Source organism: Streptomyces sp. UG1 (genome assembly GCF_049974585.1).
Classification (GTDB): Bacteria; Actinomycetota; Actinomycetes; order Streptomycetales; family Streptomycetaceae; genus Streptomyces.
On record NZ_JBNGGG010000024.1, the window covers coordinates 152,403 to 164,886 of the forward strand.

Genomic DNA, 12,484 nt, shown 5'->3' on the forward strand with positions numbered 1-12,484 from the left:
GCGCGGGGGTGGCCCTGCGCCTGACGGCGGAACGAAGGATGGGGGCGAGCCGCCACCGCCCCGGCGGGGTGCGACTACGACACGCCTCCTGCCCCGATGATCCCACTCCTGTTCGGATACATGTAGCCCAGAAGTCATATTTCGGACAGATAGGAGAACAAATCAGAATGCGGCAGTATGCCGGACCGGCGGAACTCGTCCTTCGACAGCAGAACTCGCCGTCGTCCCCTCCTTCGTGGGCAGGACGTGGTGGCGCGGCGGCTCATCCGCGGGCAGGAGCCTCCTCGCCCGGCGGCAGCGCCCGGCACAGCGCCTCCAGCGCCGCCTCGTACGCGTGCTCCGAGGGCGTGGCACAGCCGACGACGATGCCGTCGCGCACCGGCATGTCCGGCTCCGTGGCCTCCGGGTGCCGGAACGCGGCGAGGCCGTCCAGGGCGATGCCCTGCCAGGTGGCCGCCTTGACCGTGGACCGCTCGGTGCCGGGCGGCAGCCGCAGCACCGCGTGGAGTCCGGCGGAGACACCGGTGACCTCGATGTGGGGCGCGTGCTCGGCGAGCGCGGCCACGAGGCGGTCGCGGCGGCTCCGGTACCGCTGCCGCATGCGTCGCACATGACGGTCGTACGCCCCGGAGGCGATGAAGTCGGCGAGGCTGAGCTGATCGAGCACGCTCGCCCATGCCTCGCGCTCGCCCTTGGCCGCGAGGACGTCGTCGACGTACCGCTCGGGCAGCACCATCCACCCCAGCCGCACCGCCGGCGACAGGCTCTTGCTGACCGAGCCGATGAAGATCACGCGTTCGGGGTCGAGGCCCTGGACGGCGCCGACGGGCTTGCGGTCGTAGCGGAACTCCCCGTCGTAGTCGTCCTCCAGGATCACGCCGCCACGCGCGCGTGCCCAGTCGACGACGGCGGCGCGGCGCTCGCGGTGCAGCGGGCCGCCGGTCGGGAACTGGTGCGCGGGCGTGAGCAGTACGGCACGCTCGCGCGCCAGCCGGTCGACGCGTGCGCCGTCGTCGTCGAGGGGGAGCGGTACGGTCCGTACGCCCTCGGCGGCGAGGAGTTCCCGGTGGAAGCCCAGCCCGTACGCCTCCACGGCCAGCGGGCCGCGCAGCACTCCCTCTCCGAAGAGCAGCCGCAGGGCGTGTGCGAAGCCGGAGCAGATCACGATCCGGCCCGGCTCGGTGCGCACTCCACGCGCGCGTGCCAGGTACTCGGTGAGCGCCTCGCGCAGTTCTAGGCGTCCGGCGGGGTCGCCGGGCCCGAAGACCTCGTTCGGCGCCTGCTGCAGTGCCCGCCGGTAGGAGGCCAGCCAGTCCGTGCGCGGGAACGCCGACGCGTCCGGGGTGCCCTGCCGCAGGTCGTGGCGAGGCCCACGCGCGCGTGACGGCGTCTTGCGGGTCACCGGCCGGGCGCGCCGCAGGGGCTCGGCTCGCTCGGCGACCCTCGTGCCCGAACCCTGCCGGGCGGTGAGCCAGCCCTCCGCGACCAGTTCCGCGTAGGCGTCGGCCACCGTGTTGCGGGCGACGCCGAGGTCGGCGGCGAGCGAGCGGTACGGCGGCAGCCGGGTGCCGGGCGCGAGCCGCCCACCGCGCACGGCTTCGCGCAGGGCACGGATCAGCGCGGCCCGCCGGCCGCCGGGCCCGGACGACTCCGAGAGGTCCAGGTGCAGGTCGGCACCGATCCGCTCCGCCGAATTGACCCATGATTCCGCCATGGAAATGCACCCTACAGCCGGTCTTTCCGGCCCATAGGTTGGTCTGCATGACGACGAACACCATCGACATCAACTTGGCCGAGACCATCACCGAGGCCGAAGTGGCCCGCACTCGTCTGGACTTCGCGAAGTCCGCCCCGAAGGTCTTCCGCGCCATCGTCGGCTTCGACGCGGCCGCCCGCGCCGGGCTCGACCCCGCCCTCGTCGAACTGATCCAGATCCGCGCCTCGCACCTCAACCACTGCGCCTACTGCCTCCACATGCACACCAACGACGCCCGCAAGGCCGGCGAGAGCGAGGACCGGCTGCACATGGTCGCCGTCTGGCGCGAGGCCCGTCACTTCTTCACCGAGAAGGAACAGGCCGCCCTGGCCCTGACGGAGGCGGTCACCCTGGTGGCCGACGGAGGAGTCCCCGACGAGGTCTACGCACAGGCGGCGGCCCACTTCGACGACGAGGAACTCGCCCACCTCCTCGCCCTGATCATGACGATCAACACCTGGAACAGGGTGGCGCTGGCCACGGGGAAGGTGGCGGGGACGGACGAGCGGCGCTAGTTCCGTGCCGCTGTCCGCCGCTGTCCGGCTTGCTACACCGTCATCGGCCGGTCGTACGGCGATATGGGCGCCGGCAGCCGCGAACTCCCCGTCAGATAGCCGTCGACGGCCGCTGCCACCGCCCGCCCCTCCGCGATCGCCCACACGATGAGCGACTGCCCCCGGGCGGCGTCCCCCGCCGCGAACACGCCCGGCACATTCGTCGCGAACCCCGCGTCCCGCGTGATCGTGCCGCGCGGCGCCAGCTCCAGCCCCAACTGCTCGATCAGCCCGTCGGTCCGGTCGGGCCCGGAGAATCCGAGGGCGAGCAGTACGAGGTCGGCCGGCAGCGTCCGCCCGGTGTCCGGCAGCGGGCGGCGCTCGGCGTCCACCTCCACCAGGTGCAGCGACCGTACGTGCCCGTCGGCGTCGCCCGTGAAGCGGAGCGTGGACGCTGCGAACAGCCGGGCGTCCGCGTCCGCCGCGGGCGCCGTCCGAAGATCGCGCGCCTCCTCGTGCGCGGCCGACAGCCGGTAGATCTTCGGGTACGTCGGCCAGGGCTCGGCGTCCTCGTCCCGCTCGGTGCCCGGCTGGGCGTAGATGTCCAACTGGGTCACGGACGCGGCGCCCTCCCGTACGGCGGTGCCCAGGCAGTCGGCCCCCGTGTCCCCGCCGCCGACGATGACGACATGCTTCCCGGCGGCGGACAGGGGGGACGTCTCCAGATCCCCCTCGCACACCCGGTTGGCCAGCGGCAGATATGCCATCGCCTGCTCGATGCCGCTCAACTCCCGCCCGGGAACCGGAAGTTCACGCCAGGCGGTGGCCCCGGTGGCGACGACCACGGCGTCGTAGCGCGACCGCAGCTCCGCCGCCCCGACGTCCCGCCCGACCGCCGTCGACGTACGGAACTTCGTCCCCTCGGCCCGCATCTGCTCGATCCGCCGCTCCAGATGGCGCTTCTCCATCTTGAACTCGGGGATGCCGTACCGCATCAGCCCGCCGATCCGGTCGTCCTTCTCGTACACCGCGACCGTGTGCCCCGCCCGCGTCAGTTGCTGCGCCGCCGCGAGCCCCGTGGGCCCCGAGCCGATCACCGCGACGGTCCGCCCCGACAGCCGGTCCGGCGGCCGTGGCGGGGCGAACCCCTCCTCCCAGGCCCGGTCGGCGATGGCACACTCGACGTTCTTGATGGTGACGGCCGGCTGATTGATCGCCAGCACGCACCCCGCCTCGCACGGCGCCGGGCACAACCGTCCCGTGAACTCCGGGAAGTTGTTCGTCGCGTGCAGCCGGTCCGCCGCCGCCCGCCAGTCCTCCCTGGACACCAGGTCGTTCCACTCGGGGATCAGATTGCCCAGCGGACAGGCCTCGTGGCAGAACGGGATGCCGCAGTCCATGCAGCGGTCGGCCTGCTTGCTGATGATGGGCAGCAACGCCCCCGGGACGTACACCTCGTCCCAGTCCCCGACCCGCTCCTCGACGGGCCGGCGCGGCCACTCCTGGCGGGGGGTGGTCATAAAACCCTTGGGATCGGCCATGGCCGTCTTCCTTGTGTGCACATGCACGGGTGACGTGTCGGAGCCGTGCGTCGTCGGGCGGCACTCTTCCCGCCACCATACGACTCACCGGCCACTTGCGCAGAGAGGAGGGACAGCGCTTTCTCATCGGTCTCGCCCCTTAGCTGAGGGCCAGTACGTACGACACCGTCGCGGCGGCCGAGGCGACCGTCCGGACGTGGTTCCACGCCGTCCACTCGCGCACATACGTCGGCCAGTAGGCGGCCGCCTCCTGGGTGCCCGGCTCCAGCTTGAGCAGCGCGTCGTTGCGGGGCACGTTCGCCACCATGGTCACCCCGAACGAGCCGAACAGATACAGCGCGCTGCCCAGCAGCAGCGCCGCCGTCCCCTCGTCCGGCCACAGCACGAACGTCACCACGGCGATCACCGCGCACATCACCGCCGACCCGATGAACACCAGCATGAACGCCGGCATCAGCGCGGTCACATTGATCGCCTTCATCGCGGCGACGCCCTGCGCGGGCGGCAGCGAGGCGAGCCCACGCATCACGAAGGTCGAGAACGCGCAGAAGACCCCGGCCACGAGGCCGGTCCCGACCACACCGATCACGATCAGTACGAAGTACGGCCCATCGATCATGTCAACGTCAACTCCCGCATCCCGCCGGGATCCTCCCGGCCCCGTCCGTCACCTCAAGTGAAATCCTGTACGAGAACAGTGACCATGGCTGAGCGCCGCGAGGGCATACGTGAGCCTCCAGCGGGCGGCGGGCGGCGGGCGGCGGGCGGCGGGCGGCGGGCCGGCGTTGGCGCCGCGTCGGGAGCGTGGGGCGCTCTGAGTGCGGTGTGCTCGAGGGCCGTGTGCTCCGAAGGCCGTGTGCTCTGAGGGTCGTGTGCTCCGAGGGTGGCACGTCAAAGATGTCGCGCTGCGTCCATGTTTCGCCTCCCGGGCCCTCCGTCAGCCGACCTCGGACACCTCCGCCCGCCACGCCCGCAACGTCGTCTCCACCACCGCCGCGATCCGCCGCCGAGCCTCGTGCCGCGGCACCCCGCCCATCAGCAACCGGTCGTACGGCGTGTCCATGTGCCGCACGGACGCCACGACCGCCGACACCACCGCCACCTCGGACAACGCCCGCCCGGCGGCACTGCGCCCCACCCGTCCGCTGCCCCGCACCGACGCGTGCGCGGCGATGTCCCGCGCCCGGTCCGCCGGACACCCCGGGAACAGCCGCCGTATCTCCGCCGCGAACGCCTCCGCGAACCGCACGTCCTCCCGCGCCCGGCGCTGCGCGTCCCGCATCCGGCGCCGTCGTCGGGCCTCCGCGTCCGCCAGGCACCGCTCCTCGGCCCGGGCGAGCCCTGCCTCCTCGACGAGAACGCCCTGCCGTTCGTATCGGCTCTTGCGCCGGTTGAACCGTACGACCACCGCCGACAGCGCGCTCTCCTCCCGCGACCGACGCGTCAATGCCGTGTCGCCGCGCGGCAGGAACACCAGATGCCCGAGATCGGCACAGTCGAGACACCGAGGCGCACCGTCCTCCAGCACGAGCATCCGCAACGGCCCCGCATGGCACTCCGCACAGTGCCGCCGCTTGAGAGGCTGGATGACGAGAAGGCCGGTACGGGACGGGGGAGTTGCGAGGTGCGCCATACAGGGTTCATTTCCCTCGGGGCGGGACTGGAGAACTCGCCGGACGGGCCGGGCGACCGTGGTCGGGCCATCGCCCTGGCTCGCGCGGTACGTCCCGGCCCGCCCACGGTCGCCGGGCGCGACAACCGTCCGATCGGCTCCCGGGGGCTGATCACATCCCGCCTCGGCCCGACCCCCCCGCTCCACCCACGGCACGCATCCCCGACCCCGACACCTACGCAACCCGCCCCCGGCCCCACCACATGACCCTCACCCCGAACCGCAGCCGTAGCCGCATCCGCAACCCACCCGCCCCTTGTCGCATCATGGGCCGTATGCGACTGGAGGCGATCACCTGGGACCGGCTCGGCGATCTGCTGGCCGAGCGGCTGCTCGACCTGAAGCCGGCCGACGGCAGCCCTTGGCCGCGCATCGCCTTCGACGGCGCCCCGGCCGCCCGGCCGGGAGACCTCGCCGAACGGGTCGGGGAGGCGCTGCGCATACGCGGGCGACCCTCGCTCACCGTGGGCGTGGAGGGCTTCATGCGCCCCGCCTCCGTCCGTCTGGAGTACGGCCACCGGGACGTCGACGCCTACTACGACGGCTGGTTCGACACCCGTGCCCTGTGGCGCGAGGTCTTCGGCCCGCTCGAACCCGGCGGCGACGGCCGTGTCCTGCCCGACCTCTGGGACCCGGTCACCGACCGCGCCACCCGCAGCCCCTACGTCCAACTCCCGCCCGGTGGCCTGCTGTTGCTGCACGGCCCTCTCCTGTTGCGTCACTGGTTCCCCTTCGACCTGACCGTCCATGTCCTCCTGTCACCCGGCGCCCTGCGCCGCCGCACCCCCGAGGCCGAGCACTGGACCCTCCCCGCTTTCGAGCGCTACGACCAGGAGACCGACCCCGCCGGCGCCGTCGACGTCCTGGTGCGCGCCGACGATCCGCGGCACCCGGCGTGGAGCGGCTGAGACGTGATCCACCAAACCCCTCTACATGCACACGCATTTAAAAATGCTGGTGCCCATGACGACCTCCACGAGTGATCCGATCTCCTTCGACGACTCCGTCCGCTCCCTGCTGGACGGCAGGAACTTCGCCAGCGTGGCCACCCTCGGCCCCGACGGCGCTCCCCAGAACTCGGTGGTCTGGATCAAGCGCGAGGGCGACACCGTGCTCTTCTCCTCCGTCGACAACCGCCAGAAGGTGCGCAACCTCCGCCGCGACCCCCGCATCAGCGTCTCGGTCTACGACCTCGCCAACCCCTACTCCTCCGTCGAGATCCGTGGCACCGCCGAGCTCGTCCCGGACGAGGCAAAGCGGCTCCCGTTCGAGCTCTCGCACAAGTACCTCGGCATCGACCCGCCCGCCGAGAAGGACGACGAGACCCGAGTGATCATCCGCGTCGTCCCGCGGAAGGTCGTGCGCTTCTCGGCCTGACAGCCGCCGCTCGCCGCCCGTGGCCGCCACCGCTCGCTTCCGGGTGCAGGGGCCGGATGCCACGGCGAGAATGAAGGGCGCCGGGACTAGCGGTGCGTACTGCGCCGCGCCGGCCGTCCGGCATCGGGAGGTAGTCCATGACCACTGCCGGAGACATCATGCACCGAGGCGCCCAGTGGATCCCGTCCCACGAGACCCTGGACCGCGCCGCCCAGCTCATGCGCGAGCTGGGAGTCGGAGCCCTGCCCATCAGCGACCCGAACGAACGGCTCTGCGGCATCCTCACCGACCGTGACATCGTCGTCGGCTGCGTGGCCATGGGCCACGACCCGAGCAAGGTCACCGCCGGCGAGATGGCTCAGGGCACCCCGCGCTGGATCGATGCGCGTGCCGACATCAGCGAAGTGCTCCGGGAGATGAAGGAGCACCAGATCCGCCGGCTTCCCGTCATCGAGAACAAGCGCCTGGTCGGCATGATCAGCGAGGCCGATCTGGCCCGGAGCCTCTCGGAGACCGAGGTCGGCCACTGGGCCGAGAGCGTCTACGCCATCAGCGGGGCACCCAAGACCCGCTGAACCTTCGGGGCACTCGACACCGCTCACCACCGTCTTCGTCCGGCCGGCCGTGCCGGACGAAGACGCGTCGGCGTCCGCCGGAGCGTCAGAGCCATCCGTTGCGCCGGAAGCCGCGGTGCAGCAGCACACACGCGACGGATATCACGCCTATGACCAGCGGATAACCGAACGTCCAGCGCAGCTCCGGCATGTACTTGAAGTTCATGCCGTAGACCCCGCACACCATCGTCGGTATGGCGATGATCGCGGCCCAGGCCGTGATCTTCCGCATGTCCTCGTTCTGCGCGACGGTGACCTGTGCCAGATGCGCCTGGAGGATCGAGTTGAGCAACTCGTCGAAGGCGGATATCTGTTCCTTGGACCGCAGCAGATGGTCGGAGACATCGCGGAAGTAGGCCTGTATCTCCGGCTCGACCACCCGGATGGGACGGGTGGCCAGCTCCTCCAGCGGGCGGCTCAGCGGCACCACGGCCCGCTTCAGCTCCAGCAGCTCCCGCTTGAGCTGGTAGATCCGCCCCGGGTCGACCCGCGCCCCGTTCTCCGCGAACACATCCGTCTCGACCTCGTCGATGTCCTCCTGCACCGAGTCGGTGACGCTCAGATAGTCGTCCACCACGTGGTCCGCGATGGCGTGCAGCACCGCCGCCGGCCCCTTGGCGAGTTGCTCGGGGTCCGCCTCCAGCCCCTCGCGCAGCGGGCCCAGTGAGCCGTGCCTCCCATGGCGCACCGTGATCACGAAGTCCTGGCCGACGAACACCATGATCTCGCCGGTGTTCACCACCTCGCTAGTCGCCGTGAGCTTCTCGTGCTCGACGTAGCAGACGGTCTTGAACACGGCGAACAACGTCTCGTCGTACCGCTCCAGCTTCGGCCGCTGATGCGCCTCGATCGCGTCCTCCACCGCCAGCGGATGCAGGTCGAACAGCTCGGCGATGCCCGCGAACTCATGGTCCGTCGGCTCATGGAGACCGAGCCAGACGAAACCGCCGCCACCGCGCTTGCGTACTCTCTGCACGACATCGACCAGCTCACCGGTCTCCGGGACCCGCACACCCTCCCGGTAGGTCACGCAGTTCACCACCGAGGAGCCCAGCGGGGACCTGGCGGGGTGGCTGAGGTCGACGCGGGGGCGCCGTCGAGCCAGCCGCGCCACCTTGCGCAGGCCACCGACCTTGCTGAGGCCGGTGACCTTTCGCAGATTCCCTGCCATGGACATCTGGATCTCCTCGCGTGGCTCCCTCGCGCCGCATCTCTGCGCCTGGCCAGCCAGTTTGCCAGCCCCGGGTGAGCGGCGGGTAAGCCTGTGGGAACAGGGAATTCCGCCTTGTTCCCGCCTGTGGACAACCGACCCGCCCAGGTAAGACGCATCCCCGGCCGGACGCAATCCGCGCCGGACGTCCGCCATCTCGTCGTAGGCGCCGCGTCGCCCGCTTCGGACGAGCGGGGCAACTGGAATGATCGCGCCATGACGCGAAACGACGGGTATCTCCTCGACAACCGGCAGACCGAGGCGGGCGAGCGTTTCGAAGCGTTCGCCACCCTCTTCGACCCCACGACCTTCCGACACATCGAAGGATTCGGCATCGGATCCGGCTGGCGCTGCTGGGAGGTCGGCGCCGGCGGCCCGTCCGTGGTGGCCTGGATGGCCAAGAAGGTCGGCCCGACCGGGCAGGTGGTCGCGACCGACATCGACACCTCGCAACTCACCTCCGCCGCCCGGCCGCCGGTGGAGGTCCGCGTCCACGACGTGAGCGCCGACGAACCGCCGGGAGAGGGGTTCGACCTGGTGCACGCCCGGCTCGTCCTCGTCCATGTGCCGGACCGCGAAAGGGCGTTGCGCTCGATGATCGAGTCCCTGCGCCCCGGCGGGCGGCTCCTGATCGAGGACGCCGACCCCGCCCTCCAGCCCCTGATCTGCCCCGACGAGCACGGCCCCGAGCAGCAGTTGGCCAACCGGCTGCGCCACGGCTTCCGCGAACTCCTCGCCGACCGCGGCGCCGACCTCTCCTACGGCCGCAGGCTCCCGCGCCTGCTCCGCGAGGCCGGTCTGCGCCAGGTGACGGCCGACGCGTACTTCCCGGTCACCTCGCCCGCCTGCGCTGCCCTGGAGTCCGCCACCATCCGACAGATCCGCGACCAACTCGTCGCGCAGGGCATCGCCACGGACCAGGACATCGACCGCCACCTCGCGAACGTCGCCTCCGGCACGATGGACCTGGCCACGGCCCCGCTGATCTCGGCGTGGGGGCGCAGGGCGTAGTCGGCGGGGCGCAAGGCCTGGACGGGAAAGGGGAGTTGCCCGCCCTGAGCCCGCGACGGCCAGTCGGACCCCGCGGCTTCGCCCGCATGCGATGCAGGGCGTCCCGTCGTTTTGCTCGCGTGTGATGCATCGGCGTTTCGCGGCTTGGCCCGCATGCGATGCAGGGCGTCCCGTCGTTTTGCTCGCGTGTGATGTAACGGCGTTCCGCCGCTCCGCCCCCACGCCATACAACGGTGCCCTTCCGCCCCGCCCGCACGCGATGCAACGGCGCCCCGCCACCCCGCCCGCGACCGTCACCCCGGCGTCGGAGGCCTTCCCCCTACCCGTTCCACTGCCGACGCCCCCGCCCGGCACCCCTCCCGAGCCGCCTCCTCCGGTCCGGCGCCGGTGAGCAGAGCCGCGAGGAAGGCGCCCGTGAAGGCGTCGCCCGCCCCGGTCGTGTCCCTCGGCGTGGCCGGCACGGCTGGGACACGTGCGCTGACCGCGCCGGACCGGGCCAGCAGCGCGCCGTCCGAACCCTGCTTGGCGACCACCAGCGGGACATGGCGGCTCAGCTTGGCCGCCGCGTCCTCCGCATCCGGCAACCCCGTGAGCAGGCACGCCTCGTCACGGCTCGGCAGCAGGACGTCCACGCCCTCCACCGACGCCAGGAAACGGTCGACGCCCAACTCCACCAGGAACCCCGCCGACGCCGGATCCAGGCTCACCGGCACCCCACGCGCGCGGGCGGACTCGAGAGCCACCCTCACCAGGGCGCGACTCGGCTCGGAGAACAGCAAGTAGCCCGACAGGTGCAGCCACGCGACACCGTCGAGGAGCGCGTCCGACCAGTCGCCCGGATCGAGCAGCAACGACGCCCCGCTGTCGGTGAGGAACGTCCGCTCGGCCGCGGCACCCGTGTCGACCAGGCAGATCACCGTCCCGGTCGGCGCCTGCGGATCGACCACCAGGCAGGGCCGCACCCCGCTCGCGGTCAGCTCCCGCTCGTGCCACGCGGCGGCCTCCTCGCCCACCCGCCCCAGCAGCCGCACCTCGGCACAGCCCCGATGCGCGGCCCAGCAGGCCACATTGGCACCCGCGCCGCCCGGCACCGTCCGGACGGCCGCGACCGTGTCCGTCCCGGAGGCGAGCGGCCCCTGATGCCGCGCGATGACGTCCGTCACCACGTCCCCGACGACCAGCAGCGCACCGTCGCGGACGCCCAAGAGGTCCCCTCCGCTTCCCGGGCCGTCGGACACCGTCCCGCTCACGCCCCGGCCCAGGCCGCCGCGATGCGCCCCGCCAGCCGTACATTGCCGCGCACCGCCGCCAGGTTGGCGCTCAGTGAGGCGCCGTCCGTGTGCCGCACGAGGTAGTCCAGCAGGAACGGCGTGACCGCCTGCCCGGTGACGCCCTGCTCCTCGCACGCGCGCAGCGCTTCGGCGAGCACGCGCGCGTGCAGCTCTGGATCCAACTGCTCCGCCTCCGGTACCGGATTGGCGACGATCAACGCCGACTCGGGCCCGTCGAGCGCCTCCTGAGCCCGCATCACCTCGGCGACCTCCTCCGGCGACCGGAGTGTCCAGTCCACCGGATGCCCCGAGTCGGAGAGGTAGAAGCCGGGGAAGCGCTCCGTGCGGTAGCCGGCCACCGCGACGCCCAGCGTCTCCAGCCGCTGCAGGGTCGCCGGGACGTCCAGGATCGACTTCACTCCGGCGCACACCACCGTGATCCGGGTACGCGCCAGCAGCCCCAGGTCGGCCGACTCGTCCTGGGTCACCGTCCACTCCCGGTGCACACCGCCGAGCCCACCCGTCGCGAACACCCGTACGCCCGCGAGCGCCGCCAGCAGAGCCGTCGCCGACACCGTCGTCGCCCCGCTCGCCCCCGAGGCCACCGCGAGCGGCAGATCCCGGTGCCCCAGCTTGCGGATCCCGTCCTCGTTGGCGATCCGCTCCAGCTGCTCCTTGTCCAGGCCGACCCGGGGCCGCCCGTCCAGCACGGCGATCGTCGCCGGAACGGCACCCTCCCGCCGTACGACCTCCTCCAGCTCCAGCGCCACCTGGAGATTGCGCGGGCGCGGCAGCCCGTGCGCGATGATCGTGGACTCCAGGGCCACCACGGGTCGACGCGCGTCGATCGCCTCCCGCACTTCCTCCGAAACCATCAGCACCACGCGCCGCCTCCTGTCCGTCGGTCCTGACTCATCTCTGGCGGGCGGCGCACCGGATCAAACCCTTGCGGCCTGTGGGAGACGACACCAGCCTGGGAGGCATGACGGACAACACCACACGTCTCGACCACGTCGTCCTCTGGGTGCGTGACCCGGTGGCGTCGGCCGACTTCTTCGAGAAGGCGGTCGGCATGGAGCCGGTCAGGCTCTCGGAGTTCTCCGCGGGGGCGGCTCCGTTCCCCTCCGTGCGCCTCAACGAGGAGACCATCCTCGACCTCATGCCGCTCACCATGGCGGAACGCATGAAGATGCTGCCCGGCGCCGCCGAGAGCTCCGGGCACCCGGTCAACCACGTCTGCCTGGCGCTGCCCGGCGACGACTTCGACGCCCTGCGCGCCCGCCTGGAGGAGCGCGCCGCACCGGTGTCGGACATCTCCCACGACTCCTTCGGCGCCCGCGGCAACGCCAAGCGCAGCTTCTACTTCCGCGACCCCGACGGCAACGTCTTCGAGGCCCGGCACTACGACTAGCGTGCCGCGGTGGGGGGGGGCGCCCCCCGGGGCCCCCCCCCCCCCCCCCCCCCCGGGCCCCGCCCCCCCCCCCGGACCCCCCCCCCCCCCCCCCGGGGGGGAGACCAAATAGGGGGGGGGGCCCCCC

At 71.8% G+C, this 12,484-nt stretch carries 13 protein-coding genes; 6 read left to right on the forward strand and 7 right to left on the reverse strand.

The genetic code is table 11. The features are described from left to right. Positions 1-262: 262 nt before the first annotated feature. The gene (locus ACP4J3_RS26465; RefSeq protein WP_426538536.1) at positions 263-1,714 is read right to left on the reverse strand and encodes a PLP-dependent aminotransferase family protein; all 1,452 of its coding nucleotides are present in this window, start codon (positions 1,712-1,714) and stop codon (positions 263-265) included. A gap of 47 nt (positions 1,715-1,761) precedes the next feature. Between ACP4J3_RS26465 and ACP4J3_RS26470 the strand changes: the two genes are divergently transcribed. Further along, entirely contained in the window at positions 1,762-2,271 is a 510-nt protein-coding gene (locus tag ACP4J3_RS26470) for a carboxymuconolactone decarboxylase family protein (protein ID WP_426538537.1), read from the forward strand. Between the two features lie 32 nt (positions 2,272-2,303). Here ACP4J3_RS26470 and ACP4J3_RS26475 read toward each other — a convergent pair whose 3' ends face one another. The 3 genes from ACP4J3_RS26475 to ACP4J3_RS26485 form a co-directional block, all read right to left on the reverse strand. Then, complete coding sequence (locus ACP4J3_RS26475) at positions 2,304-3,791, reverse strand: glutamate synthase subunit beta (protein WP_426538538.1); 1,488 nt, start codon at positions 3,789-3,791, stop codon at positions 2,304-2,306. Between the two features lie 139 nt (positions 3,792-3,930). Continuing rightward, positions 3,931-4,410: a DUF1772 domain-containing protein gene (locus ACP4J3_RS26480; protein ID WP_426538539.1), complete on the reverse strand. Its 480-nt coding sequence runs from the start codon at positions 4,408-4,410 to the stop codon at positions 3,931-3,933. Positions 4,411-4,728: 318 nt separating this feature from the next. After that, positions 4,729-5,424, reverse strand: coding sequence for a DUF2293 domain-containing protein (locus tag ACP4J3_RS26485; protein WP_426538540.1), 696 nt, complete (start codon positions 5,422-5,424; stop codon positions 4,729-4,731). A gap of 314 nt (positions 5,425-5,738) precedes the next feature. On the opposite strand from ACP4J3_RS26485, the gene ACP4J3_RS26490 reads away from it, so the two are divergent. From ACP4J3_RS26490 to ACP4J3_RS26500, 3 genes are all read left to right on the forward strand, one after another. After that, a complete protein-coding gene (locus ACP4J3_RS26490; RefSeq protein WP_426538541.1) occupies positions 5,739-6,371 on the forward strand; it encodes a uridine kinase in 633 nt (210 codons plus the stop codon). Positions 6,372-6,426: 55 nt separating this feature from the next. Beyond that, the gene (locus ACP4J3_RS26495) at positions 6,427-6,840 is read left to right on the forward strand and encodes a PPOX class F420-dependent oxidoreductase (protein WP_426538542.1); all 414 of its coding nucleotides are present in this window, start codon (positions 6,427-6,429) and stop codon (positions 6,838-6,840) included. Between the two features lie 137 nt (positions 6,841-6,977). Beyond that, positions 6,978-7,415, forward strand: a complete 438-nt coding sequence (locus ACP4J3_RS26500) for a CBS domain-containing protein (protein WP_426538543.1) — start codon at positions 6,978-6,980, stop codon at positions 7,413-7,415. Positions 7,416-7,500: 85 nt separating this feature from the next. On the opposite strand, the gene ACP4J3_RS26505 is transcribed toward ACP4J3_RS26500, so the two are convergent. Further along, positions 7,501-8,631 (reverse strand): magnesium and cobalt transport protein CorA, encoded by a 1,131-nt coding sequence (locus ACP4J3_RS26505; protein WP_426538544.1) that lies wholly within the window; start codon positions 8,629-8,631, stop codon positions 7,501-7,503. Between the two features lie 249 nt (positions 8,632-8,880). On the opposite strand from ACP4J3_RS26505, the gene ACP4J3_RS26510 reads away from it, so the two are divergent. Then, the gene (locus tag ACP4J3_RS26510) at positions 8,881-9,675 is read left to right on the forward strand and encodes a methyltransferase domain-containing protein (protein ID WP_426538545.1); all 795 of its coding nucleotides are present in this window, start codon (positions 8,881-8,883) and stop codon (positions 9,673-9,675) included. 293 nt (positions 9,676-9,968) lie between these two features. On the opposite strand, the gene ACP4J3_RS26515 is transcribed toward ACP4J3_RS26510, so the two are convergent. Together ACP4J3_RS26515 and ACP4J3_RS26520 are read right to left on the reverse strand one after the other, a co-directional pair. Further along, positions 9,969-10,880 (reverse strand): carbohydrate kinase family protein, encoded by a 912-nt coding sequence (locus ACP4J3_RS26515; protein WP_426538546.1) that lies wholly within the window; start codon positions 10,878-10,880, stop codon positions 9,969-9,971. 41 nt (positions 10,881-10,921) lie between these two features. Beyond that, entirely contained in the window at positions 10,922-11,830 is a 909-nt protein-coding gene (locus ACP4J3_RS26520; RefSeq protein WP_426538547.1) for a pseudouridine-5'-phosphate glycosidase, read from the reverse strand. Positions 11,831-11,928: 98 nt separating this feature from the next. Here ACP4J3_RS26520 and ACP4J3_RS26525 point away from each other — a divergent pair, with 98 nt between their 5' ends. Next, positions 11,929-12,357, forward strand: coding sequence for a VOC family protein (locus tag ACP4J3_RS26525; RefSeq protein WP_426538548.1), 429 nt, complete (start codon positions 11,929-11,931; stop codon positions 12,355-12,357). Positions 12,358-12,484: the final 127 nt, after the last annotated feature.

Bases quoted from the DNA above. Each gene is read 5' to 3' on its own strand.
- ACP4J3_RS26465 (WP_426538536.1), bottom strand. From the start codon at position 1,714: ATGGCGGAATCATGGGTCAATTCGGCGGAGCGGATCGGTGCCGACCTG.
- ACP4J3_RS26470 (WP_426538537.1), top strand. From the start codon at position 1,762: ATGACGACGAACACCATCGACATCAACTTGGCCGAGACCATCACCGAG.
- ACP4J3_RS26475 (WP_426538538.1), bottom strand. From the start codon at position 3,791: ATGGCCGATCCCAAGGGTTTTATGACCACCCCCCGCCAGGAGTGGCCG.
- ACP4J3_RS26480 (WP_426538539.1), bottom strand. From the start codon at position 4,410: ATGATCGATGGGCCGTACTTCGTACTGATCGTGATCGGTGTGGTCGGG.
- ACP4J3_RS26485 (WP_426538540.1), bottom strand. From the start codon at position 5,424: ATGGCGCACCTCGCAACTCCCCCGTCCCGTACCGGCCTTCTCGTCATC.
- ACP4J3_RS26490 (WP_426538541.1), top strand. From the start codon at position 5,739: ATGCGACTGGAGGCGATCACCTGGGACCGGCTCGGCGATCTGCTGGCC.
- ACP4J3_RS26495 (WP_426538542.1), top strand. From the start codon at position 6,427: ATGACGACCTCCACGAGTGATCCGATCTCCTTCGACGACTCCGTCCGC.
- ACP4J3_RS26500 (WP_426538543.1), top strand. From the start codon at position 6,978: ATGACCACTGCCGGAGACATCATGCACCGAGGCGCCCAGTGGATCCCG.
- ACP4J3_RS26505 (WP_426538544.1), bottom strand. From the start codon at position 8,631: ATGTCCATGGCAGGGAATCTGCGAAAGGTCACCGGCCTCAGCAAGGTC.
- ACP4J3_RS26510 (WP_426538545.1), top strand. From the start codon at position 8,881: ATGACGCGAAACGACGGGTATCTCCTCGACAACCGGCAGACCGAGGCG.
- ACP4J3_RS26525 (WP_426538548.1), top strand. From the start codon at position 11,929: ATGACGGACAACACCACACGTCTCGACCACGTCGTCCTCTGGGTGCGT.